The sequence below is a fragment of the Spirosoma arboris genome (assembly GCF_009754945.1).
In the GTDB taxonomy this organism is placed as follows: Bacteria; Bacteroidota; Bacteroidia; order Cytophagales; family Spirosomataceae; genus Spirosoma; species Spirosoma arboris.
In genome coordinates this window covers 430,477-451,426 of sequence record NZ_WPIN01000006.1, presented here as the reverse complement: position 1 = coordinate 451,426, position 20,950 = coordinate 430,477, and the positions used below count along the sequence as shown (strand labels likewise).

General features: G+C 47.2%; 16 protein-coding genes. 5 read left to right on the top strand and 11 right to left on the bottom strand.

Annotated elements, in window-relative coordinates:
• Positions 1-68: 68 nt before the first annotated feature.
• The 3 genes from GO755_RS18810 to GO755_RS18800 form a co-directional block, all read right to left on the bottom strand.
• Positions 69-782 (bottom strand): glycine zipper domain-containing protein, encoded by a 714-nt coding sequence (locus tag GO755_RS18810; RefSeq protein ID WP_157586828.1) that lies wholly within the window; start codon positions 780-782, stop codon positions 69-71.
• Positions 783-1,044: 262 nt separating this feature from the next.
• A complete protein-coding gene (locus tag GO755_RS18805) occupies positions 1,045-1,659 on the bottom strand; it encodes a DUF3137 domain-containing protein (protein WP_157586826.1) in 615 nt (204 codons plus the stop codon).
• Positions 1,660-1,685: 26 nt separating this feature from the next.
• Positions 1,686-3,482: a M61 family metallopeptidase gene (locus GO755_RS18800; protein ID WP_157586825.1), complete on the bottom strand. Its 1,797-nt coding sequence runs from the start codon at positions 3,480-3,482 to the stop codon at positions 1,686-1,688.
• A gap of 231 nt (positions 3,483-3,713) precedes the next feature.
• Here GO755_RS18800 and GO755_RS40930 point away from each other — a divergent pair, with 231 nt between their 5' ends.
• Together GO755_RS40930 and GO755_RS18795 are read left to right on the top strand one after the other, a co-directional pair.
• A complete protein-coding gene (locus tag GO755_RS40930) occupies positions 3,714-3,869 on the top strand; it encodes a hypothetical protein (protein ID WP_198174869.1) in 156 nt (51 codons plus the stop codon).
• On the top strand, positions 3,856-4,293 hold the full coding sequence (locus tag GO755_RS18795) for a DUF6169 family protein (RefSeq protein ID WP_227686997.1): 438 nt from the start codon (positions 3,856-3,858) through the stop codon (positions 4,291-4,293). Before GO755_RS40930 ends, GO755_RS18795 begins: the two co-directional genes overlap by 14 nt.
• Before the next feature lie 41 nt (positions 4,294-4,334).
• Here the strand turns inward: GO755_RS18795 and GO755_RS18790 are convergent, their stop codons facing one another.
• Positions 4,335-5,513 (bottom strand): DEAD/DEAH box helicase, encoded by a 1,179-nt coding sequence (locus GO755_RS18790; RefSeq protein ID WP_157586821.1) that lies wholly within the window; start codon positions 5,511-5,513, stop codon positions 4,335-4,337.
• A complete protein-coding gene (locus GO755_RS18785; RefSeq protein WP_157586819.1) occupies positions 5,479-6,807 on the bottom strand; it encodes a DEAD/DEAH box helicase in 1,329 nt (442 codons plus the stop codon). The genes GO755_RS18790 and GO755_RS18785 overlap by 35 nt, the downstream gene beginning before the upstream one ends.
• Positions 6,808-6,993: 186 nt before the next feature.
• On the opposite strand from GO755_RS18785, the gene GO755_RS18780 reads away from it, so the two are divergent.
• The 3 genes from GO755_RS18780 to GO755_RS18770 all read left to right on the top strand — a co-directional run bounded on the left by GO755_RS18780 (position 6,994) and on the right by GO755_RS18770 (position 9,967).
• Positions 6,994-8,316 carry a DEAD/DEAH box helicase gene (locus tag GO755_RS18780; RefSeq protein ID WP_157586817.1) on the top strand — a complete coding sequence of 441 codons (1,323 nt, stop codon included), beginning with the start codon at positions 6,994-6,996 and terminating at the stop codon, positions 8,314-8,316.
• 14 nt (positions 8,317-8,330) lie between these two features.
• On the top strand, positions 8,331-8,909 hold the full coding sequence (locus GO755_RS18775; RefSeq protein WP_157586815.1) for a Crp/Fnr family transcriptional regulator: 579 nt from the start codon (positions 8,331-8,333) through the stop codon (positions 8,907-8,909).
• A gap of 179 nt (positions 8,910-9,088) precedes the next feature.
• Entirely contained in the window at positions 9,089-9,967 is an 879-nt protein-coding gene (locus tag GO755_RS18770; protein ID WP_157586813.1) for an SDR family oxidoreductase, read from the top strand.
• Positions 9,968-10,093: 126 nt separating this feature from the next.
• Here the strand turns inward: GO755_RS18770 and GO755_RS18765 are convergent, their stop codons facing one another.
• The 6 genes from GO755_RS18765 to pdxR form a co-directional block, all read right to left on the bottom strand.
• Entirely contained in the window at positions 10,094-11,620 is a 1,527-nt protein-coding gene (locus GO755_RS18765) for an FG-GAP repeat domain-containing protein (RefSeq protein ID WP_157586811.1), read from the bottom strand.
• Between the two features lie 126 nt (positions 11,621-11,746).
• Positions 11,747-13,552, bottom strand: a complete 1,806-nt coding sequence (locus GO755_RS18760; protein ID WP_157586809.1) for a RagB/SusD family nutrient uptake outer membrane protein — start codon at positions 13,550-13,552, stop codon at positions 11,747-11,749.
• A 19-nt stretch (positions 13,553-13,571) separates the two neighbouring features.
• The gene (locus tag GO755_RS18755; RefSeq protein WP_227686996.1) at positions 13,572-17,183 is read right to left on the bottom strand and encodes a TonB-dependent receptor; all 3,612 of its coding nucleotides are present in this window, start codon (positions 17,181-17,183) and stop codon (positions 13,572-13,574) included.
• Between the two features lie 189 nt (positions 17,184-17,372).
• Positions 17,373-18,479 (bottom strand): FecR family protein, encoded by a 1,107-nt coding sequence (locus tag GO755_RS18750; protein ID WP_157586807.1) that lies wholly within the window; start codon positions 18,477-18,479, stop codon positions 17,373-17,375.
• Positions 18,480-18,711: 232 nt separating this feature from the next.
• On the bottom strand, positions 18,712-19,314 hold the full coding sequence (locus tag GO755_RS18745; protein WP_157586806.1) for an RNA polymerase sigma factor: 603 nt from the start codon (positions 19,312-19,314) through the stop codon (positions 18,712-18,714).
• 169 nt (positions 19,315-19,483) lie between these two features.
• The gene (gene pdxR / locus GO755_RS18740) at positions 19,484-20,950 is read right to left on the bottom strand and encodes a MocR-like pyridoxine biosynthesis transcription factor PdxR (protein ID WP_157586804.1); all 1,467 of its coding nucleotides are present in this window, start codon (positions 20,948-20,950) and stop codon (positions 19,484-19,486) included.

The following is a 20,950-nucleotide window of genomic DNA, read 5'->3' as shown; positions in this document are numbered from 1 at the left end:
AGTGAATGATAAAAGGTGCATTGCTGGCAGGTATTACATACCTGCCAGCAATGCATTAGCACTAACTATTACCAGCTTTTCCGGCGATATTCTGATGTAGGGTACGGTGACAGAGGATCACCATACGTATCGTTCGGTAGATAGCCAGGCTTTAGTACATAGGAAACTGTAGGCTGGGTGGTATCGATCAGGCTAGGTGCCTGCATCTGCGCGTCAGCAACCACTGCTGGCATACCCGGCTTCGCAGCGACTGGCGCTGGAGTAGCTGTCTGTTGGGCAACCGCTTTTGCATGGGCAGCCTGATCAGCCGCAGCACGGTCGGCGGCAGCTTTCTGAGCGGCAGCCCGTTCTGCAGCGGCAATACGAGCGGCTTCTGCTTTATTCTTATTGTCCTTATGCTTACCAATGGCATACCCGGCAGCCCCTCCAACAACGCCACCAACTACACCACCGACAACACGGTTTCGTTTATTGATAATCGCACCAGCAGCAGCGCCAGCCCCCGTACCGATAGCCGTACCAGTTGCTTGTGGACTCCAGCGTCGTTTCGACTTCTTGCCGATTGCATATCCAGCAGCGCCCCCTACGACACCACCAACGACTCCGCCCACCACGCGATTTCGTTTATTGATAATAGCGCCTATAGCGGCACCGCTCCCGGCCCCAATAACAGCGCCATTTGTTCCAGTACCCCAGCCTTTTATAACTTGGGCCTCAGCGGACTGACCAAGCGAAATGGTTGCCAGCAAAATCAGCGTAACAACCTGATGTGTCTTTTTCATGGTATTTCCTTTTAAGTGATAAGTAATACTTACCAATGACAATTAACGTGTTCTACTTCGTCATTGTTTAGTATAAGACCATGATGAGAACAGATGGTTTAATGAAGCAGGTTGGCGTACACCTAACGTAAAGCCTTCAACCGCTTAGTCCAGCAGGCACAAAATACAATCGCCCTGTTAGCTGGCAGCGACCAACTAACGGGGCGATTTAGTGTTGTTTACCAGCAGGTTAGAATAGGCTCAACTAGCCTATAAACCACGTTTATGAAAGTGCTACTTGAGGATCATTTTCATAAGCAGATCCGATGAGGCAAAGCTGATTAAGAATTTCGGCAAAGAGTTCGTAAAGCGATTTTAAGCGCTCAACATCTTTTATTACGCCTACCACCTTGAACGTTAACTGATCGACATCTTCCGGAAATCGAGTACTCAACCAGCCATCGTCATCTTTTATATCGAGGCTAATGTCGGGCTGTATCTCAATTAGCCGTCGTATTATGGGATTCTTAAATAGGAGTTGCAGTTTGGATTCATCATTTCCCTGAATGATAAACTGATCGTCAAATTCGGGGAAGCCGATTTCAACATCCTGCATACCGAACTTCTTACCTAGATTACTAAAGAGACCTTTCCGATATAGTTTGAATCGAAAACCATCCATGTTTACATATGGAGCCCGTATTCGCGTATATACGGTATGGGTTTTTCCTGTCGATACAGTGTAAGTATCAAGTGTTATTGTCCATTCATTAACGGTTGCCTGTACTTTACTATCTTTCCAGAAACCACCATCCACGAAATCAGCGTTGATTTCTCGAGCCAGTTGCTTCCAGACTTCTTCCTTATAAGGTCCAAATAGCGTCCTTAATATGCCCATCGTATTGTAGGTAAAAGCTTGGTAGGCTAGAGATTTTTCATCCAGATTTCGCGAAGTTGCACTTGCTGCGGTGTTGCCTGTGGATCGAGCTGAAAAACGTATTGTTTAAGGTTTTCTTTCTCCAACATAGCAGGTTTCACCGTAATATCCTGACCATTCCGCCGAACCGTTACCTCGTACATATCTCCCGGTTTCAGCTGCTTTAAGTCGGCCTGAATTTTACCAATATTTTCCAGATTTACTGGCTGGCCATTGAACGCAGTCCATTCATCGTTCTCCTGTAATCCGGCTTTCAACAGAGGTTCAGCCAGGCGGGTCAGGGTAAATTTTGCCCCTGTAAAAGCGGGCCTCATACCCAATGATGCGACCTTCTCGCCCGTAACAATGGCTGGCGTATAGGTAATACCCAGCTTGCCATAGTAGTCACTAAAGGGCAGTGGTTCAGCGGCTTTGATATACCGATTGAAAAAATCTCCAATTTCTGGGTAGGTCTTAGCGGTAAAAATGGCGAAGAACTCTTTCTCTGGGAATGATTTATTGGGGCCATAATTAGCGGCCAGCTCATTAATGACCTCACGTAAGCCTCGTTTACCACCAGAGAGTTCTAACAGGCGAATGTCGAGCAAACCTCCTACTAATGCTCCGCGAGCATAAATATTTCCGTATTGCCGCTGTCCTTCATCGGTATAGCAGGTCAGACCAAGCTTGCTTAAACTATACGTTGTGTCAACACTTTTGTCGTAAGCAATTTTCTGACTCAGTTCGCCAAAATAGGTCGGCAGATCCATAATCTGACCACGTAGCTGCATGGCGTCACTGGCCCATTCGGTTACGCCTTCGTAAAGCCACAGGTGTTCTGATGGTGTAGGCGTTTCGAAGTTGAATTGCTCAATAATTTCACTGTGGATGTTGAGTGGCGTTACCACATGAAAAAACTCATGCGCAGCAATCGACGTCATGTCATCAGCCAATTTCTTCGAAAACTCCTCTTCTTTTATGACATACTCTGAACTATATGAGTGTTCCCAGGCACCCCAGCTCTGATCTTCGAAATGGTACAGGAACGTATAGCGCTTAACAGGCAATTGCTTCAAAAATTGACCAGCAGCAGTCAGCATCGACTGCATATTCGTCAGCAGTTGGTCGGATTTAATTTTGTCGCTTTTCGAGTAGGCATACACATCGATCTGCGCCCCAGCAACGTTCGTCGTGGCTTTAGTCAGGCGACCCAGCAAGATGGGCGAGTCCACAATCCGGTCATAGGTTGCAGCAGTGAAGTAACCTTTCTCGTTTTTCTCCAATGCCGTTCCAACTGTCCAATTGGCGGGGTAATTCAGCTTCAGCTCGATAGGGGCCGCTTGCATACCAGTCGGGAAACCAAACACACCTTGACCATTGATCAGTACGTGATCGTTTTCGATGGACGTACCGCACATGTTGTACGGTTTGTGTTCGTTCACGGGCGTGTCCCAGGTTTCAGCAATGCTGTACTGCACCGTCCGAACTTTTCCGGGTTGATCAAATTTCCACTGGTTAGTAGAAACTTGTGTTGTTTTCACCTCTTTGCCTTTGGCATCAAACGCTTTAAATGATCGAACGTACCGGCCAATATCCATAATCTGATAGGTGCCGGGAGCTGTAGCCGCAAACTGATAAACAGCATTTTCGGCGGTCAATCCATTAACGTGCAGCGTTACTTTAAATTCGTCGTCGGCCCGGTCGTTGAGATTCACTTCATAGACTAAAGGAGTGGTGGGCTTGGCAATAGAAAACTGGAAAAAGAATGTAGCTGAAGCCAGCAGAAAAAGGCGTACGATCTTCATGAATTTTGGCACTAATTGAATACGAATAAGCAAGTTAACTCAATCTTGATGGTGGGTAAACGTAAGTAGTTTTTTACGGAATTATTTGAGGATAAATGGCAAACCAATCCATTTAATGACACCATATGTAACGTTTATCTGTTATTAGTTTGCATAAGATATAGAATCCATTTATCATTGTACCTGACATCCCTGTTGTAAATCGAGTTTCATCATTAACAGCTAATTAGTATGGAAACGAAAGTGGAACGCCCGAAGAGCATCGCCAAACAGATGTTAGAAAGGAAACGGTTAATTGAAGACTATTTAAAAAGTGGTGATGAGTCCAAAAAACCAGCCGGGGTTAAATTCGTCAAACCCTTCACCTTACCCGATGAGGAACGTTGAAGATGGTTTTCTGTTTGAAACAGACTTTGGGATAACATACGCAATACGATTCACGGACGACTCAGGCTATATACCTGAGTCGTCTTTTGTTGGTACTCTATTCTCTTTCTCTATTACTCCTATAGCGGGACAGGTCAAGCAGAAAGATCCACGCGTTGAGCAAACCGTTATAAAAGCCATCCTTCTTACCTTCGAGGCCTTACCTACTGCCGTGATTAATTATGTCTGTAGTCTGGACGACGACCAGGAGGTAGTCAGAAGTAGGCTATTTCACAGGTGGTACCTCAAAGCCGGAACAAATCACTTTGTCAAATTTGACCAAACAGATACTGAAAGTAGAATTTTCACATCGGTGATTTTCTCAAAAAACCACCCTGCTGAAGAAGAAATAAGGAGACGATTCGATCGAACATTTGACAAATAAAAATCGGCAAGCTTATTATCAACAGATTACGATTAATGAAATCAATACCCCTTCAAATCGAACTCCGCACTATCGACCTGCTCGACTCGTTTGCCCATCTTTTTCTGAATGATTTTGAAATGGTGTTCATCGTCAGGGGTAATTAGCGAGAAGGCTTTCCCTTTCGACTCGGCACGGCCTGTACGACCAATTCGGTGAACGTAATCCTTAGGAGAGCGGGGAAGGTCGAAATTAATGACGTACGGAAGTAACTGGATGTCAATACCTCGGGCTAACAAATCGGTAGCAACCATCACCGTAAGCTGACCCGCTTTGAATTTCTGAAGTACTTCGGTTCGGATATTCTGGCCTTTCTGTCCGTGGATAGCAGCCGCCAGAATTCCATTCTTCGTCAATTTGACAACCAGATTATCGGCCGTTCGGGTGGATGAAACGAACACCAAAACCTGCTTCATCTTCTCAGTTTTGATCAGGTATCGCAGCAAAGGGCCTTTTCGCTCAGCTTCAACTTTATAGGCTAGTTGTTCAATCAGATCAAGATTGGTTTCCTCTTCAGCAACCTCAATTTTAATCGGTGTGCGTAACAGCGTCGTGTTGATATCCTGAATAGCATCGCCCAACGTGGCTGAAAATAGGATCGTCTGGCGTTTTTTGGGCAATAACGCAAACAACTTGCTCATCTCGTCGGCAAAGCCGAGCTCAAGCATTTTATCGGCTTCATCGAGTACCAGAATTTCCACATCCGACAGACGTAATGCACGCTGATCCAGCAAATCCAGTAATCGGCCCGGAGTGGCTACGATAATGTCAGCGCCGTACACCGCCTGCATTTGCGGGTTAATGGCCACACCCCCATAAACGGCAACCGTTTTCACCCTCGGAAACAGGTGCGTACCCAACGTCTGAAACACATCAGCGACTTGCCCGGCCAGTTCCCGTGTGGGTACCAGCACCAATACGCTGGCATAGCGACCACTGGCTTCTTTAGTTCGGTGAAATAACTCCAGAATCGGCAACACAAAACTGGCGGTTTTTCCGGAACCGGTTTTGGCGATACCCAGAATGTCTTTCCCGCGCAGAATTGACGGAATGGCATCCCGTTGAATGGGGTAAGGCCGTGTGTATAATTGCTCCGTTGCAGCTTTCACCAGCGGCTCAGATAAGCCAAGCGATGAGAAAGTCGCGTTATTTTTTTCCGCTTCGTTTAATGGGTCGACCATATTTTAGCATTTTTTCGGCCGCGTGATCGCGCCGGACATTTACTTTTTTATTCTTAGCCAGTTTCTCGTGGAAAGCCGGTCCAACATCTTCTCGTTTAGGCACTTTCACCTCCGGCATTTTCATGTATACCTTCGGTTTTTCATCATCGGTGAGCACCTCTGAAATAGCCAGATCATCCGGTAGCGGTACTAACGGAATCTGGTAATTCATCAACGCTTCGATAGCCTCCTGTTTTTCCTGATCGGCAGGCGTAATAAAGGTGATCGCAATACCTTTCTGGTCAGCACGTCCGGTTCGTCCAATCCGGTGAATGTAGTTTTCCGGCACGTCGGGCATGTCAAAATTAACTACGTGTGACACCTCAGCTACGTCTAGTCCACGAGCAATGATGTCAGTGGCAATCACAATATGAAACACACCTGATTTAAACTTCTCGACAGCCTCAAATCGCTGATTTTGCGCTTTATTCGAATGGATAATTCCGAGCTGATCAGGAAATTTGGCATCCATCTCTTCATACACCTGATCGGCCAGTTGCTTGGTTGCTACAAAGACCAGCACTTTGTTCATAGTTTCGTCCTGACTCAATAACAGTTTCAGGAGATTAATCTTTGTGTAAAAGTTAGGAACATCATAGGCCGTTTGCGCAATGTTTTCCAGGGGCGTACCAACCGGCGCAGCCTCAACCCGAACCGGATTGTTGAAAAACGTCTCTATCAACTTCTCAACTTCAGTCGTCAGCGTGGCCGAAAACAGGAGGTTTTGGCGTTTCGGGGGAAGCAGATCAAGAATGATTTTCAACTGCGTGCGGAAGCCAAGGTCCAGCATTTCATCTACCTCATCGATAACCAGCTTTTTGATTGCCTTGGTTTTTAGCACACCACTCGACAACAAATCGACCAGCCGACCGGGTGTAGCGATCAGGATATCCATTCCCTGTTGAACTTGTGCAGCCTGCGGTTTCAGGTTGACGCCCCCATACACGCCCACCGCCGTCAGATTCATGTAAGTTGTCACTTGATTCACGGTTTCCAACACCTGAACGACCAGCTCACGGGTGGGAACGATGATCAAAAGTTGGGGCAATTTATCCTTCGAGAATTGAAGCTGGCGAAGGCAGGGTAGCAGGTAGGCAAGCGTTTTACCAGTTCCCGTTTGTGCAAGACCGCACACGTCCCGCCCAGACATAACAACCGAAAACACATTCTGCTGAATGGTCGTGGGGGTTGTGTAACCCAGGTCATTCAGGGCATTTATCAGCGGTTTATTTAGATTCAGTTCCTCGAACGTCATAGCTATTCCATTGTCTACCAATCTACGAAGGTACGGCTATTCCGGGAACTCATGTTTTTCTGACAGGATTTACAGGATAAAACAGGATTTTATTAAACCTTCACTCATATGACTCGACCAGAGGTTAGCAAAAATCCTGTTTTATCCTGTAAATCCTGTCAGAAATATAATCCTTACTTTTAGGGCATGATAACCCCACAACAACAGGATCAAATCCTGAAAAGTCTTGGCATTTCGGCTTTAAAGCCGATGCAGGAAGCTGCGCAGAAAGCCATTTTACAGGATAATGATACGTTTTTGATCGCTCCGACTGGCTCGGGCAAAACGATTGCCTTTCTGTTACCCATTTTCCAATTACTGAAACCAGATCGTAACGCCGTGCAATGCCTTGTTCTCGCACCCACCCGCGAACTGGCGTTGCAGATTGAGCAGGTCTGGAAAAAAATGGCGACGGGTTACAAAGTCAATGTCTGCTACGGTGGACATCCGATGGAAACCGAAATCAAGAACCTCAGTAATCCCCCTGCTCTCCTGATTGGCACACCTGGGCGAATTACAGACCATATTAGTCGGGGGACGTTTTCGCTGGATGGGATTCAAACGCTGGTTCTGGATGAATTCGATAAGTCGCTGGAATTGGGGTTTCAGGAAGAAATGGCGTATATCATCAGCGGTCTACGCAACCTCCGCAAACGGGTGCTTGTCTCGGCGACATCGGGCATTACTATTCCTGATTTTATTCGGCTCAACACGCCTACTACGCTGACATTCACGCCCGAAGAAGACATACCAGCGAACCTAACCGTTAAAGTGGTTTATTCGGAAGCAAAAGATAAAATCGAGACCCTGTTTCAATTACTTTGCTCGCTGAATTCGGAATCTGCCCTGATTTTCTGCAACCATCGGGAATCCGCCGAACGAACTAGTGCGATGCTCAACGAAATGGGTATTTATTCAACCTTTTATCACGGTGGTATGGAGCAGGACGATCGCGAGCGGGCGCTAATTCTATTCCGAAATGGCAGTGTCACCTACCTGATTACGACCGATCTGGCGGCTCGCGGACTGGACATTCCCGAAATGAAACACGTTATTCATTATCACTTGCCACCACATGCTCACGAGTTTACTCACCGCAACGGTCGAACGGCACGCATGCAAACATCTGGGACTGCCTATGTGATTCTGCATCGGGATGAAGCGCGCCCAGCCTATTTGGACAAGTTCCTCGAAACGTTAGAGCTTCCCGCGAATACATCACTGCCCAAACCACCCGAATTTGTAACAATTTACATCAGCGGTGGCAAGAAGAACAAACTGAATAAGGTTGACATCGTCGGCTTTTTCTCCCAGAAAGGACAACTCGAAAAAGGAGATTTGGGGCTGATTGAAGTGAAAGATTTCATTTCGTTTGCGGCCGTAAAAAAAGCAAAAGTCGACGCCTTTCTGAAACGGATAAAAGACGAGAAAATGAAGGGTAAAAAGTATAAAATAGAGATCGCACGATAAGCTTGCCTGTAACCATGTTCGAAGTTTTTCGAAAATATCTAAGTAGTAAGGCCAACCTCAGTGATGCCGATTTTGAGCGGATAAAGGCGGTGAGTGTCATCAAAAAACTGCGAAAACATCAGTACTTATTACAGGAAGGCGATGTCTGGCGATCCAATGCATTTGTGGCCAAAGGCTGTTTGCGTAGGTATCAGATTGATGCTAAAGGGCAGGAACACATATTGACATTCGCCACCGAAAACTGGTGGATTGGCGACCGGGATAGTTTACTGACAGGCAATCCGGCCATTAGTAATATTGATGCGATAGAAGACTCGGAGGTTGTGCTGATTAATAAGGAAAATTTCGATCAACTCTGTCAGCAACTACCCACGTTTAACGAGTTTATTCAAACGATTCTCCAGAAGAGTTTCATTGCCTCGCAGAACAGAATCTACGCGACCATCAGCTACACCGCTGAAGAAAAATATCAGAACTTCATTTCGACCCGCCCCGAACTAGCCAACCGAGTGCCCCAACACATGATTGCGTCGTATCTGGGCATCTCCGCCGAAACACTAAGTCGAGTCCGGAATCAGATGACGAAAAAATAGCGTAAACAGGGTGTTCATCCCCCAATACAATCAACTCATTATCAACTATATAGCAGAATTATCTTGACATTTATCAAGCTATTTCTTAGGAAATATCAATGGACGGTGGTCTTGTTCTGCCCCACCTTTGTATCACTCAAACAGAGACAAATACAACAGGAAAATTTAAGAATAAGACAATGAAAAAGACTATTGACTCCCAACTTGTTTTGATAACAGGGACAAGCACCGGGTTTGGTAAATTAACCGCCATTACACTAGCTAACGCGGGCTATACCGTGATTGCAACCATGCGAGGAACAACTGGCAAAAATGCCGCTGTTGCTCAGGAATTGGCAACCTTCCCCAATATCGACGTCGTAGAAATGGACATCACTAGCGACGAATCGGTGAAGCAGGCCATCGAACAAACGTTAGCTAAATACGGCAAAATTGACGTACTCGTCAACAATGCGGGCGTAAGTGGTTTCGGACTTCTGGAAGGCTATTCGCTGGATCAGATTCGGGCTATGCTGGAGGTTAATCTGTATGGCGTGTTACGCACGTATCAAGCCGTGTTGCCCGCCATGCGTAAAGCAAAAAGTGGATTGGTCATTAATCTGACATCGGGTGCCAGCGGTTTCACCGTGCCCTTTATGGTGCCGTACTTAATCTCCAAGTTTGGCGTTGAAACCATCACCGAAGGGCTTCAGGATGAACTTGCCGACTACGGTATCGAAAACGTAACGATACAACCGGGCGTTTACCCGACTGAAATGACATCTGGTGTAAAAGATGGCCTTAACGCTGACAAACCCGAGATTGTGTCTGAGTATGGCGATTCGGCTATGGCTAAATTCAATGCCATTGGAGCCGGATTTTTCGGTAAAATGGCCGAGTTCAATATGAACCCGCAAACCATTGCCGATGGTGTTTTAGCCCTTGTCGAGATGGAAAAAGGAACACGCCCATTGCGATATCCGTTGGACGCCATCGCGCAGGGAACCGACAAAGAGTTTATTCAGGCCAGGGCTGATATCAAAGCCAAATGGGTTAAGAAATACAGTTTTAGCGCGTAGCAGGATAGCGCGAACGTCTTCGTTCGTGCTGATTATTCCCCGGCCTCTGGCCGATTGATAATTGCTTAATTCCGGCCAGAGGCCGGGGAATAGTCGGCACGAACGAAGACGTTCGCGCCATCATAGCTATCGAACCTTATTTTCCAGCACAATCAATGGCAAATACCCGTTCCAATTAGGTTTAAACCCGACTTCGTTAAGAAATCCCTGCGAGTAGTTGCCTAAGACAATATCCAGGTCACCATCGCGATCCAGATCGTTTACATCCATACAAATCCAGCGGCCATAGGGATGTATCGGGACAGCATGAGGTGTAAAATCTAATGACTTTTTCTGTTCAAAATAGACGAAGGTTTCGGCCGGATTGTTTTTTAAATCACCGAAAAAGGCAATGGTTGCCAGGTCCAGATCGCCATCCTGATCAAAGTCGGCAGCAACAGCTTTCGTGCAGCCGTTGATTGGGTAAAAGTAGGTTTGCTCATAGCGGTTGTTGCCTTTATTGAGAAAGATATAAACGCCGTGAAACCGCTTCAAAACCCGTGAATAATCGCTGTTATCGCCACAGGTGTACAGAATATCCAATCGCCCATCTTTGTTAAAATCGACCAGTTGAAAACTGGTAGAACCATAAACGGGTGGAAATTTGAGCAGATTTCGGTCGGTAAAACCGCCTTCTTTATCGTTCGTAAATAGCCAGATTCCTTCGTCGGCGTGTGCAAAGAGAGCCATGAAATCGAGCCAGCCGTCGTTATTAAAATCCCCGGTTATAACTTGGGTAGCGCCCGGTATTTCTTTAATAATCTGCTTGTCGAATTGATGATCGGGTCGCTGTTTTAATACGTATAGTCCACCCTCATTATGGCCAAATCCGCAAACGACATAGTCTGTCAGGCCGTCATGGTTGAAATCGCCTGGTGTTGATTGAATAGGGCGAGGAAGTTGTTTAGCCAGGGTAACAGATGGTACAGTTGTGGATTTAGCAAGTCCAACTTCTACAACCTCGCCACTAGGCCGATCTACGGCAATCATCGTTCCAATACAGGTTAGCAAGGCCCGATGAGAGCCCCCAGCGTCTATAAAATTAGCCTGAACAGCAGGCGAATTTAGCCGTCGGATCAGCGTAGGTTTCAGTGATGAATTCCATTGATAAAGTCCTGCTGTATTTTCATTACTCGTGTAAATCTGTCCGCTAGACGAGTCAATGGCTACCATCATTGTAGTAGCCAGTTCGGTTTTTATTTCGGCGGGTTTTCGTAGACTAAAAATAGACCAATCGTTGACCAATGGCGTTGGTGGAGTTGATTTAATTGGCTTCGCGGGCGCGAACTTGTCGTAATAGGCCAACAGCTTTGCCCAGTTCTCGAACGAAATGACGGAGTTTTGTGAGGGATAATAATGGGTTTTCTGCCAGACTTCTATCCCTAGTTTGGTGGCCATTTCGGGCAGGACATGCTTGCTCCAGGTTTCTTTGTCAAGTGCCTCAGGCGCAACGGGCAAATGGCAGGAACCGCAATACTGGCGGGCTAGTTTTTCCCCTTCTACTGCAACTGGGGCTTTCGCCGTCGTCGAATCGTTGCTGGATTGGCAACTGGTTACGGTAATACATGCTCCGATTAGAAGAAGTAAATAAATTCGTTGGAAAAGCCTGTGCATTATTGGCAATAGATTAGCCTGAATCAAAAATTACCTTTGAAGCCCTAACGGGCCGAAGCAACCCGACACTAGGTAAACAAAAAGAGGCAGCACGATGACTGCCTCTTTTCAGATTTTACAAACTCATTAATTATACCCCGGATTCTGCGTCAGCGATGACTTGCCGCTGGATGTGCTCAAGTCGATTTGCCGTTGTGGAATTGGGAAATAATCATTTTTGCCAGCCGTAAAGTGGCCACCCCGAATGTCTGTCGTTATCGTACTTTCGTACGTAAAGAAGGCATTCAACGTTGTTTCTGCTGTTCCCCAACGAACCAGATCGAAGAAGCGGTGACCTTCCATAGCCAGCTCGAGTTTACGTTCGAAGTAAATCGCTTTTAGAGCACCATCTTTCCCCAAACCAGCGAATTTACCTGCTGGATAAACCGCCATCTTATAAGTAGCAGCCGGTGTCGTTGAATAGCCCGACAGGGGTGCAGTATCGTTCGCGTATTTGTACACAAAATTGACTGGGTTTGCCGCCCGCGCCCGCACCAGATTCACATACGTTTGCGCCTGATCCAGATTACCCAATTGGGCCTCCACTTCCGCAGCCATTAGCAGTACGTCGGCATAACGAATCAAATTCAGGTTAATAGCGGTACCCGGTGCCCAGGAGTGGTTATCGGCATACTGATCCTGTGTGGCCTGCATGTAAATATTTTTCTTCGGCGAATAAGGCCCTGCATACGTTTGGCCTGGGCTCCGAATCCAGTCGGCACCAGGGTGATTGCCCCAATCCAGATATGGGATTCCACGACGACCAATTGTCCAGTCGATTCGAGGATCAAGATTACCAGCATCGGGCGTAAACGCTTGCGTTGATGCAACGCCCTGGTCATTCTTCACAGGGTGCGTATTGTAATCATCCAGATACGGTAAGCCCGTAGCATCAGTCCGATACGAATTGGCTAAATCCTGCGAAGGCTGGAAGAAACCACAGCAGCGGAAAGGGCTATTTCCGTAGGGGAAGTTCAGCATATCGCCCTGATTCGCATTGGCAATGGTACCAGTTCCATCATTGGCCACCATCTGAATAGCAAACACCGACTCCGAATTATTTTCCGTTGCCGCGTCGAAGTTGTCGTGGTATTTGGTCGCCAGCGCATATTTCAATCCATTGCTGGTAACACCCTGGCTAACAACCTGATCGAAGAGTGTTTTTGCCGCTGCGTATTTATGTTCATACAGATAGGCTTTGGCCAGATAGGTCATTGCTGCCCATTTATTTACCCGACCTAGATCAGACTGAGTGGCGGGCAGGTTATCTACCGCGTACTGCAAATCGGCTTCAATTTTCGGCCAGATATCTACCGTGTTAGGCTGGGCGTTGGCAGCTGTGGTTTCGATGGTTTCATCAATCCACGGAACATTATTCAATAGCTTCTTTAGCTCAAAATAGTAGTGTGCACGCAGAAAACGAGCCTGAGCGGTAAAACTTGTCCGTTTGGCATCGGAAACACTCGTTGCCTGCGCCAGAACCCGTAAGGTCGAGTTCGTCCGGTTTATACCCTCATAGACTGTCCGCCATTTTCCGTTAAAAAAACCGTTGCTGGGATCAGACGTAAATTTGGCAATAGCATCAATAGCAGGTTGATCACTACCGTCACTGCCTTTGTGGGCATCGCCACCAGCAATACTGCCATAAGTCCAGTTGCTGGGCGATGCCTGCCACGCATCTGAGCCACTCAGGTTCAGTGCCGAGCCGTTATTATACTGACCATCCAGAGCCGCGTAGGCTCCTGTCAGCAAGGCATCTACTCCACTTTCGGTGGCTAATGTCTGGTCACTCAGGGCACCTTGAGCAGCTATGTCAAGACTATCTTTACAAGAGTCAAACGTCAAACTGACCGCCGTAACTGCCAGGATGGCTATATATTGTTGTATTTTCATCGTATGTCGAGTTAATAAGTTAGAACGTCACATTCAACCCAAATAGGAACTGGCGCTGATTCGGATAAACCCCTTCATCGATACCAAATGAGGTGGTATTCGAGAACGACTGGTTCAAACTACCACCCGAACTATTGTTGGTGTTTGCTGTCGTGCCAATTTCAGGATCGAGACCTGAATACTTGGTGATTGTGAATAAATTAGCCGACTGAACGTACACCCGTAGACGCTCGATACCCAGTTTCTTCAACGTATTGGCAGGCAGTGTATAGCCGATCTGTGCGTTTTTAGCCCGCAGATACGAACCGTTTTCTACGAAATACGAATTAGGTACGTTCGATGAGCTGAACGATCCAACCGTTTCCTGAATTGGCGCTTTGGCATTGTGATTTTCGGGCGTCCATGAATCATACAAAGCCGTCTGGCTCTTGGCTCCCTGGAAGTTCGCGTTGAAATCGGTCCACCACCGTACGTTGTTCCAGATGTCGTTGCCCTGTGTCCCGTAGAAGAAAATGCTAAAGTCAAACTTCTTGTAGGTAGCCCCCAGGTTCAACCCATAACTGAATTTAGGGTTAGGATTACCCAGATACGTCCGATCAGCATCCGTAATTTGGCCATCCCCATTTGTGTCCGCGTAACGGAAACGGCCTACAGCTACGTCGCTCTGGTACACAGCAGCCGCATTTCCTGTTTTTTGCTGCGCTTGTGCGTTGGCAGCATCAATCTCTTCCTGCGAGTTCCAGAACCCAGCGGTCTTGTAACCAAAGAACTGTCCGATAGAGTGGCCAACCGAGTTGCGAACAATGTAACTACCATTGAATCGACGACCCTCCTGATCGAAGTAATCGATACCATCGGCCAGCGAAACAATCTTGTTGTTATAGGTAGTGAAGGTCAATGTACCCGTCAGTTTCAGATCTTTCGTCACGTTGAGTGCAGTAGAAGCCGCAATATCAAGACCGTGGTTACGCATTTTGGCTACGTTCACAGCAGGCGCAGTACCTAAACCCGCCGTTCCTGCCAGCTCAAGTGTATAGAGCAGATCACGAACCTCTTTGTTGTAATAATCAACTGTCAGATCGAGTTTACCTTTCCACAGACTAGCATCAAAGCCAATGTTGGAGTTGATGTTTTTCTCCCAGCGAGCGTCGGGATTACCGATCCGTGTCCGCTGGAAGCCCAGTGTATTGGCCGAATTTGATCCGTTGATGGCGTAGTAAGACGACGTTCTGTCACCGCCATAAGTCGTGTATGCATTGGCCGGGTCTACGTTCAACTGGTTACCCATGATCCCGTAACCACCCCGGATTTTCAAATCATTCAGCCAGGTTATGCCACGCATGAAGTCCTCCTGAGTAACGCGCCATCCAGCACTCACCGCCGGGAACCAGCCATATTGATAATTCAGGAAGCGCGATGAGCCATCCCGACGAATGGTAGCACCCAACAAATACTTGTCTTTCAACGAATAATCGACCCGACCAATTAGCGAGAACAACGCATCAGCGTAGTAATTACTGTAGTTCGTTGGTGTTCCTGATCCGGTTGAGAGGTTCGTAAAGTTTGGATCGAAGGAGAAGTAACCCTGCGTTGTACCGCCTACGTTACGTCCCTGATTTTTATACGCTTCTGTACCAACAAGCACTTTCAGATCGTGTGTGTTGTTGAAATTATGCTGATACTGCACCGTGTTGGTCCAGGTCCAGTTCGAGCCATTGAACGTATTTTCGGTGTACGAATTAGTCGTTGTATTCTCCTGATTCTCGTAGGTTGGGTAGGTGAACGAATGGAAATTACCCATAAAAATTTCACCACCAAAACTGGTACGTGCTGTGAAATCTTTCAGGAAGTCGATCTCGGCATACATGTTCCCAAACAAACGGTTGTTCAAGCCCTTGTTATTCGCCGTACGTTGTTGAACAGCCACTGGGTTGCTGGCGTTGCCAAGCCCCTGTCCATAACCACCGGCATAGTTGCCCATGATGTCATAGACCGGAATAATGGTCTGCTCCCGGAACGCCATCCCAATCGCACTACCTTCCTGTAAGGCGTTAACCCGTGGGTTATCAGAGACCGAAAAGGCGATATTTTCGCCCACTCGGATGTTTTCCCGAATGTTGTACTGACTGTTAGACCGGATCGTGTACCGCTTCAGATACGTATTAATCAGCGTACCCTGTTGATTGAAATAGTTGAATGAGAACAGGTAATTACCTTGTGGTCCCCCACCGCTAACGGCCAGATTGTGGCTCATGATCGGTGCCGCTTTGAAAATCTCGTGGAACCAGTCGGTGCCGGTTTTATTGGCCCGTGTAATCCGATAAAACGAATTATACTGATCAGCGCTGTTGTAAGTCGGGTTCACATTATACAAAGCAGGGTTTACAGAAGCATCGCCTTCCTTTGCTCCTTGTGGAGAAATGTAATCGGGCAACACAGGAGTGGCTCCGCTCCCGTAAAGTGGGTCATTAATAGCCACGTTTGGGTTGGCATTCCGCAACGCATTGAATTTCAATTGTGCTGTTTCCTGCGGATTGAGCAAATTCCACACATTTCCTCCCTTCGGAATCTGGGTTCCATAATAGGCATCATATTGCACTTTCACTTTGCCATTTCCGCGACGGGTAGTGATGATAATCACACCGTTAGCCGCCCGTGACCCATAAATAGACGCCGAACCAGCATCTTTCAATACCTGCATCGACGCTACGTCGTTTGGGTTAATGTCGTTGATATTCTGCGTGGGCACACCGTCGACAACGTACAGTGGCTGGTTATTTCCGAACGTATTCAAACCCCGGATACGAACCTGAGGAGCCTCACCGGGCTGCCCCGATCCAAGCACTGTAACCCCAGACGCCCGGCCCTGCAACTGGTTGGTTATCTGCGACGTTGGCTGTGTTTGAAGTTCAGCGACATTCACGACGGCCACGGCACCTGTCAGGTCTTTTTTCCGTTGCGTACCATAACCCACAACGACAACTTCGCTCAACGATTTCACGTCGGAGGCCAACTTGATATCGGGCAGGGTTGTCCGGTTATTAATGGCAATTTCCTGCGATGTGTAACTGATCGACGAAATCACCAGTGTCCCATTACCGTCTGGTACGTTCAGTGAGAACTTACCGTCGGCATCGGTTGCGGTACCCACGTTGCTCGTTCCTTTGAACAACACCGTGGCACCTGGCAAACCTGCGCCGGTTTCATCGAGAACCCGCCCCGTGACGGTTATAGGCGGAATGGATTTTTCGACGTTTGGGCTGCTTCCAGCTACCCGTTTCAGAATAATTGTCTTTCCGCCAACTTCATACGAAATAGCAGCGGGTCCCAGCACTCGGTCGAGTACGTCGGAGAGTTTCTCGTTCGTAAACGTGAGTGTGCTAATGCGCTGCTGCGTGAAGATGCGTGGGTTATACATGAACTTCACATCGGCTTCTTTACCAATGCGACTAATTGCCTGTTCAACAGTCAGGTTGGCGAGTTGAAGGCTCACTCGTCGATTAAGTAATTCCTGACCATACGTATCATGCGCCCGTGCCATTGAAGCAAACGTTGTTACCGCAAAAAACAGGTAAAAACTGACTCGCATAATTTTGAGCAGCCTGTGCTGCATTTGTATTGGAATTGTCATACTTTTGAATTGTTTGTCGGTTTAGATCGGCAATAAAATTCCCTTACCCCGTCGGAGGGGTGCTTTTTTCGAAGAGAGCAAGTGGGGAATGACTCTGGAGTCAGTGATGTTGGCGCATTGCTGACTCTTTTTTGTGAGGTAAGCGTACTTATTTTTCGGACATAGGCTAAGAAATTGGGTTGAGTAATTTTATTGACATCCTTTGCTGCTAATTAAAATCTTTCCGTCCATCTGCTCGTGTTGCGCATCCAGCGTCTGGCAAATCATATTAAGCTTTTCAAACAGGGGTTCGTCGTCCAGTGAAGCCGTCAGGTAGCAGTTTTTCATGACCTCCGCGTCGAAAACAATCTCGACGCCATAGGCTCTTTCCAGTGAGGCAAACACCTGGTTAATCGGCGTATTGCCAAACTCAAACATCGATTGTTGGATCGGCATATTCAGCAATGTTGGCGAATCGACAAGCGACCGCAACAGGCGATTTTCATCCTGATCAAACTGTACTCGCTGATTGGGTGTCAGCACTAGCCCCGTTAGTTGTTTTGACTGTTGTTTTTCGACTCGCTCCTTATCTGATCGGGTAAAAACAGACACTTTCCCCGTTTTCACGATCACATTTACTTGCGCTTTTTCGTCGGTTCGAACGGTGAAGCTGGTACCCAGCACTTTCGTAATCAGGTTGTCGGCGTAGACAAAGAAGGGTTTCTCTGGATTTTTAGCCACTTCAAAAAAAGCTTCCCCAATTAGGTAAACCTCTCGTTTTACGTGTTCATTGAACTGCTTCGGATAACTGATACGACTATTGGGCTGGAGCAATACCGAACTGCCATCGGAGAGCATTATCAGGTGGCTGCGGGTGGTGGTATTCGTAACTTCTTCCAGCGGTGATTCGGCGGTGGCGACCAGTTGCTGGTAGATTCGTGCTGATGGGTTGGCGTCCAGCTGATTCTGTTGCCAGCTAAACCAAGTTACGCCCAACAGAACTATAGCCGCTGCAGCCCATCGCCAGACAGGCATTTGATACCAGACCACCGGCTGACTGATCTGTACAGGCTCAGTAGCCTCCATAATCTGCCGGATATTTTGCCGAACTTTTGCCGAGGGTAACACAAACGTATCGCCCTGAATGGCCCGCAGTGCTTCTTGGGCCTTTTTGAAGGTAGACGCTTTTTCTGGGTACCGATACGGAAACTCATCCCACTGCTGAGCCAACTCGGGCGTCGCCTTGCCCGATAGCCACATCCGGAAAGACTCGTCCTCTAAAAAATCCTGAAGCTCAGAATGGTTAAATGTTTTCATCAAAAAACGCTACTTATCTACCCCTTTATTCAGACAATTAGCGGGCAGAAAAAATATACCCTCTGTTTTTGACTTTTTTTTGATTCTTTTTGACCAATTGAGGATTAGGGGCTAAAACAGCGGGTATTTTAGCCCATAGCTTCAGCTGTGGGCTAAGATTTCGTCGGTTTATTGCCTCAAATCAATTCACAATACCATCTGCATAGCTATAGCTATGAACTGGCAGAATTTTCTAAAAAAAGCAAAAGAACAACATTGAAATAGTAAAATCCTGCCAGTTTTCGCGCAGGTAAGTAAGAGCTTTGTGAAGATGATTGGAAACTGACTGGCGGTTGATGTTCATAATCTGGGCGATATGGTCAACATCCAATCCTTCGAAGTAGCGCAGGTACAAAGCCTCCTGCTGGCGAACGGGCAGTTGGTTAATGGCTTCTTTCACTTTGTGCGTAGTCAACTGCTCCTTTTCCAGGCGGAAAAGTACATCCTGAAAATTCTGCTCTGTAGCCATCCCAGCAGCTTCGTCTTCCGAAACCCATCCCCGCCGGTAAACCCGCTGCAACTCCAGCAGCATTTTATGCCGAAAGGATTTAAACAAATATTTTCGGATCGAATCGGTAGCCCCCAGCGACTGGCGTTTCTCCCAGAGGTAGACAAATAGATCGTGAAGGCAGTCTTCAATCAGGCCGACATCCTTGGTAAATCGGGTACCGAATCGGAATAAACTGTTATAGTTAGAGGCAATAATCTGCTCAAATGCAACCTGATCTCCTTCTCTAAATCGTTGCCAGAGTTGTTGATCGGAAGGATAATCGGTTAGTGTAGCAGTTTCAATCATTGAACTAACGTTGATGAATTTTAGAACTACAAATATTTCAAATTAATGCCATCTTAGTTGCATAAAGGGCATTTTTTGTATCTGCAGGTACTTTATCGTAGCACTATTCGAATAAATACTATACGTTTTGAAACATGCCTTTGTTGCAAGGGATAAGAGTACTATGGTGTTACAAACAACCCGCCATTATCTCAATCGCTCGATCTTGCTCATTGAGGTTCAGTGATGCAAAGCCCAACCGGGCGGAATTGTAGTTAGTTGCTCCCGTGTTGTATCGCTGGCCGTCACTCATGATCAACCCTTTTTGGGCTGCTTTTGCCGAAACCTGCCGAAGGTCACTGTCATTAAATTTTGTCCAGACGGCCATACCACCATCGGGTAGTTTAAACGAAACACGATCTCCGAGTCGATCCGTCAGCAGCGAACAGAAATGATCTCTACGCTCCCGGTACAGGTTGACCACTTTCCGGATATGCCGACTAATTGTTCCGTTTCGATACAACTCGGCAATGGCGATTTCCATCATACTATCGCCTTGGCGATCAATAGCCATTCGTAGATTGGCAACGGCCCGTATGAAGTTTTCGGGCGCGACAATGAACCCAACCCGAATGGCCGGAACCAGCGTTTTGCTCAACGTTCCGATGTAGATAACACTGCCATGATGGTCAAGGCTGGTCATGGGTTGTATAGGATTGCTGGTGTAATGAAAATCGTAGTCGTAATCGTCTTCGATAATGGCAAACTTGTACGTGGCCGCTAATTCAAGGAGCCTGATACGTCGCTCAGGTGGCATGGTCACAGTGGTGGGGTGGTGATGATGCGGAATCACATACAGCAATCGTATTCGCTTCTTTTTACAAAGCTGTTCTACGGCATCGACATCAATACCAAATTCATCTACAGGAACCCGATTGATATGTGCACCTGTCTGCTGGCAGATGAGCGTAGCTGCAAAGTAACTCGACTCCCCAACGATGACCTGATCGCCCGGTTTCAGCAATAGTTGGGCTGTCAGGTAAATGCCCATTTGTGCACCTCTGGTAATCATTACGTTAGCGGCAGAAATAGGCAATCCTCTGGTTTCCCGTAAGAAACCGGACAGTGTTTCGCGCAGATAATCGGTTCCCTCTGGATTACCATACATGTGGTACTTTCGGAAAGCCGCTTGTCTACTCACACTTCTCAATTCACGCAGCAACAGCTCATTAGGGACTAAGCGCGTATCGGGAAACCCATCGTTGATGATTAACGCTTTAGGATCTGGTATGACTGCTGCGGGAAACGAACCAACCCGATTTTCCTGAATAGCGAAAATCGTTTGGGCGGGGTAAGGCATGCCAAGTTCACTCTGTTTCAGCTTCTTTGGTTTGATCTCGGGCAAGTCCTGAACAACGAACGTGCCCTTTCGTGGAAGCATCTCAATCCAGCCCTGCGCCATGAGTTCGTCATAAGCAGCCACGATGGTTTTTCGATGAACGGCCAGTACTTCTGCCAGTTCACGGGAGCCCGGCAACTTCGATCCACTCCGCAACTGACCCCGACGAATCTGCTGAATCAGGGCATTGACAACCTGTAAATAAATCGCGGTATCGGCCCCTTTGTCGATCTGAATAAAATTCTTGAACGCAAACAT

Bases quoted from the DNA above. Each gene is read 5' to 3' on its own strand.
- GO755_RS18810 (WP_157586828.1), bottom strand. From the start codon at position 782: ATGAAAAAGACACATCAGGTTGTTACGCTGATTTTGCTGGCAACCATT.
- GO755_RS18805 (WP_157586826.1), bottom strand. From the start codon at position 1,659: ATGGGCATATTAAGGACGCTATTTGGACCTTATAAGGAAGAAGTCTGG.
- GO755_RS18800 (WP_157586825.1), bottom strand. From the start codon at position 3,482: ATGAAGATCGTACGCCTTTTTCTGCTGGCTTCAGCTACATTCTTTTTC.
- GO755_RS40930 (WP_198174869.1), top strand. From the start codon at position 3,714: ATGGAAACGAAAGTGGAACGCCCGAAGAGCATCGCCAAACAGATGTTA.
- GO755_RS18795 (WP_227686997.1), top strand. From the start codon at position 3,856: ATGAGGAACGTTGAAGATGGTTTTCTGTTTGAAACAGACTTTGGGATA.
- GO755_RS18790 (WP_157586821.1), bottom strand. From the start codon at position 5,513: ATGGTCGACCCATTAAACGAAGCGGAAAAAAATAACGCGACTTTCTCA.
- GO755_RS18785 (WP_157586819.1), bottom strand. From the start codon at position 6,807: ATGACGTTCGAGGAACTGAATCTAAATAAACCGCTGATAAATGCCCTG.
- GO755_RS18780 (WP_157586817.1), top strand. From the start codon at position 6,994: ATGATAACCCCACAACAACAGGATCAAATCCTGAAAAGTCTTGGCATT.
- GO755_RS18775 (WP_157586815.1), top strand. From the start codon at position 8,331: ATGTTCGAAGTTTTTCGAAAATATCTAAGTAGTAAGGCCAACCTCAGT.
- GO755_RS18770 (WP_157586813.1), top strand. From the start codon at position 9,089: ATGAAAAAGACTATTGACTCCCAACTTGTTTTGATAACAGGGACAAGC.
- GO755_RS18765 (WP_157586811.1), bottom strand. From the start codon at position 11,620: ATGCACAGGCTTTTCCAACGAATTTATTTACTTCTTCTAATCGGAGCA.
- GO755_RS18760 (WP_157586809.1), bottom strand. From the start codon at position 13,552: ATGAAAATACAACAATATATAGCCATCCTGGCAGTTACGGCGGTCAGT.
- GO755_RS18755 (WP_227686996.1), bottom strand. From the start codon at position 17,183: ATGACAATTCCAATACAAATGCAGCACAGGCTGCTCAAAATTATGCGA.
- GO755_RS18750 (WP_157586807.1), bottom strand. From the start codon at position 18,479: ATGAAAACATTTAACCATTCTGAGCTTCAGGATTTTTTAGAGGACGAG.
- GO755_RS18745 (WP_157586806.1), bottom strand. From the start codon at position 19,314: ATGATTGAAACTGCTACACTAACCGATTATCCTTCCGATCAACAACTC.
- pdxR (WP_157586804.1), bottom strand. From the start codon at position 20,950: ATGTTTGCGTTCAAGAATTTTATTCAGATCGACAAAGGGGCCGATACC.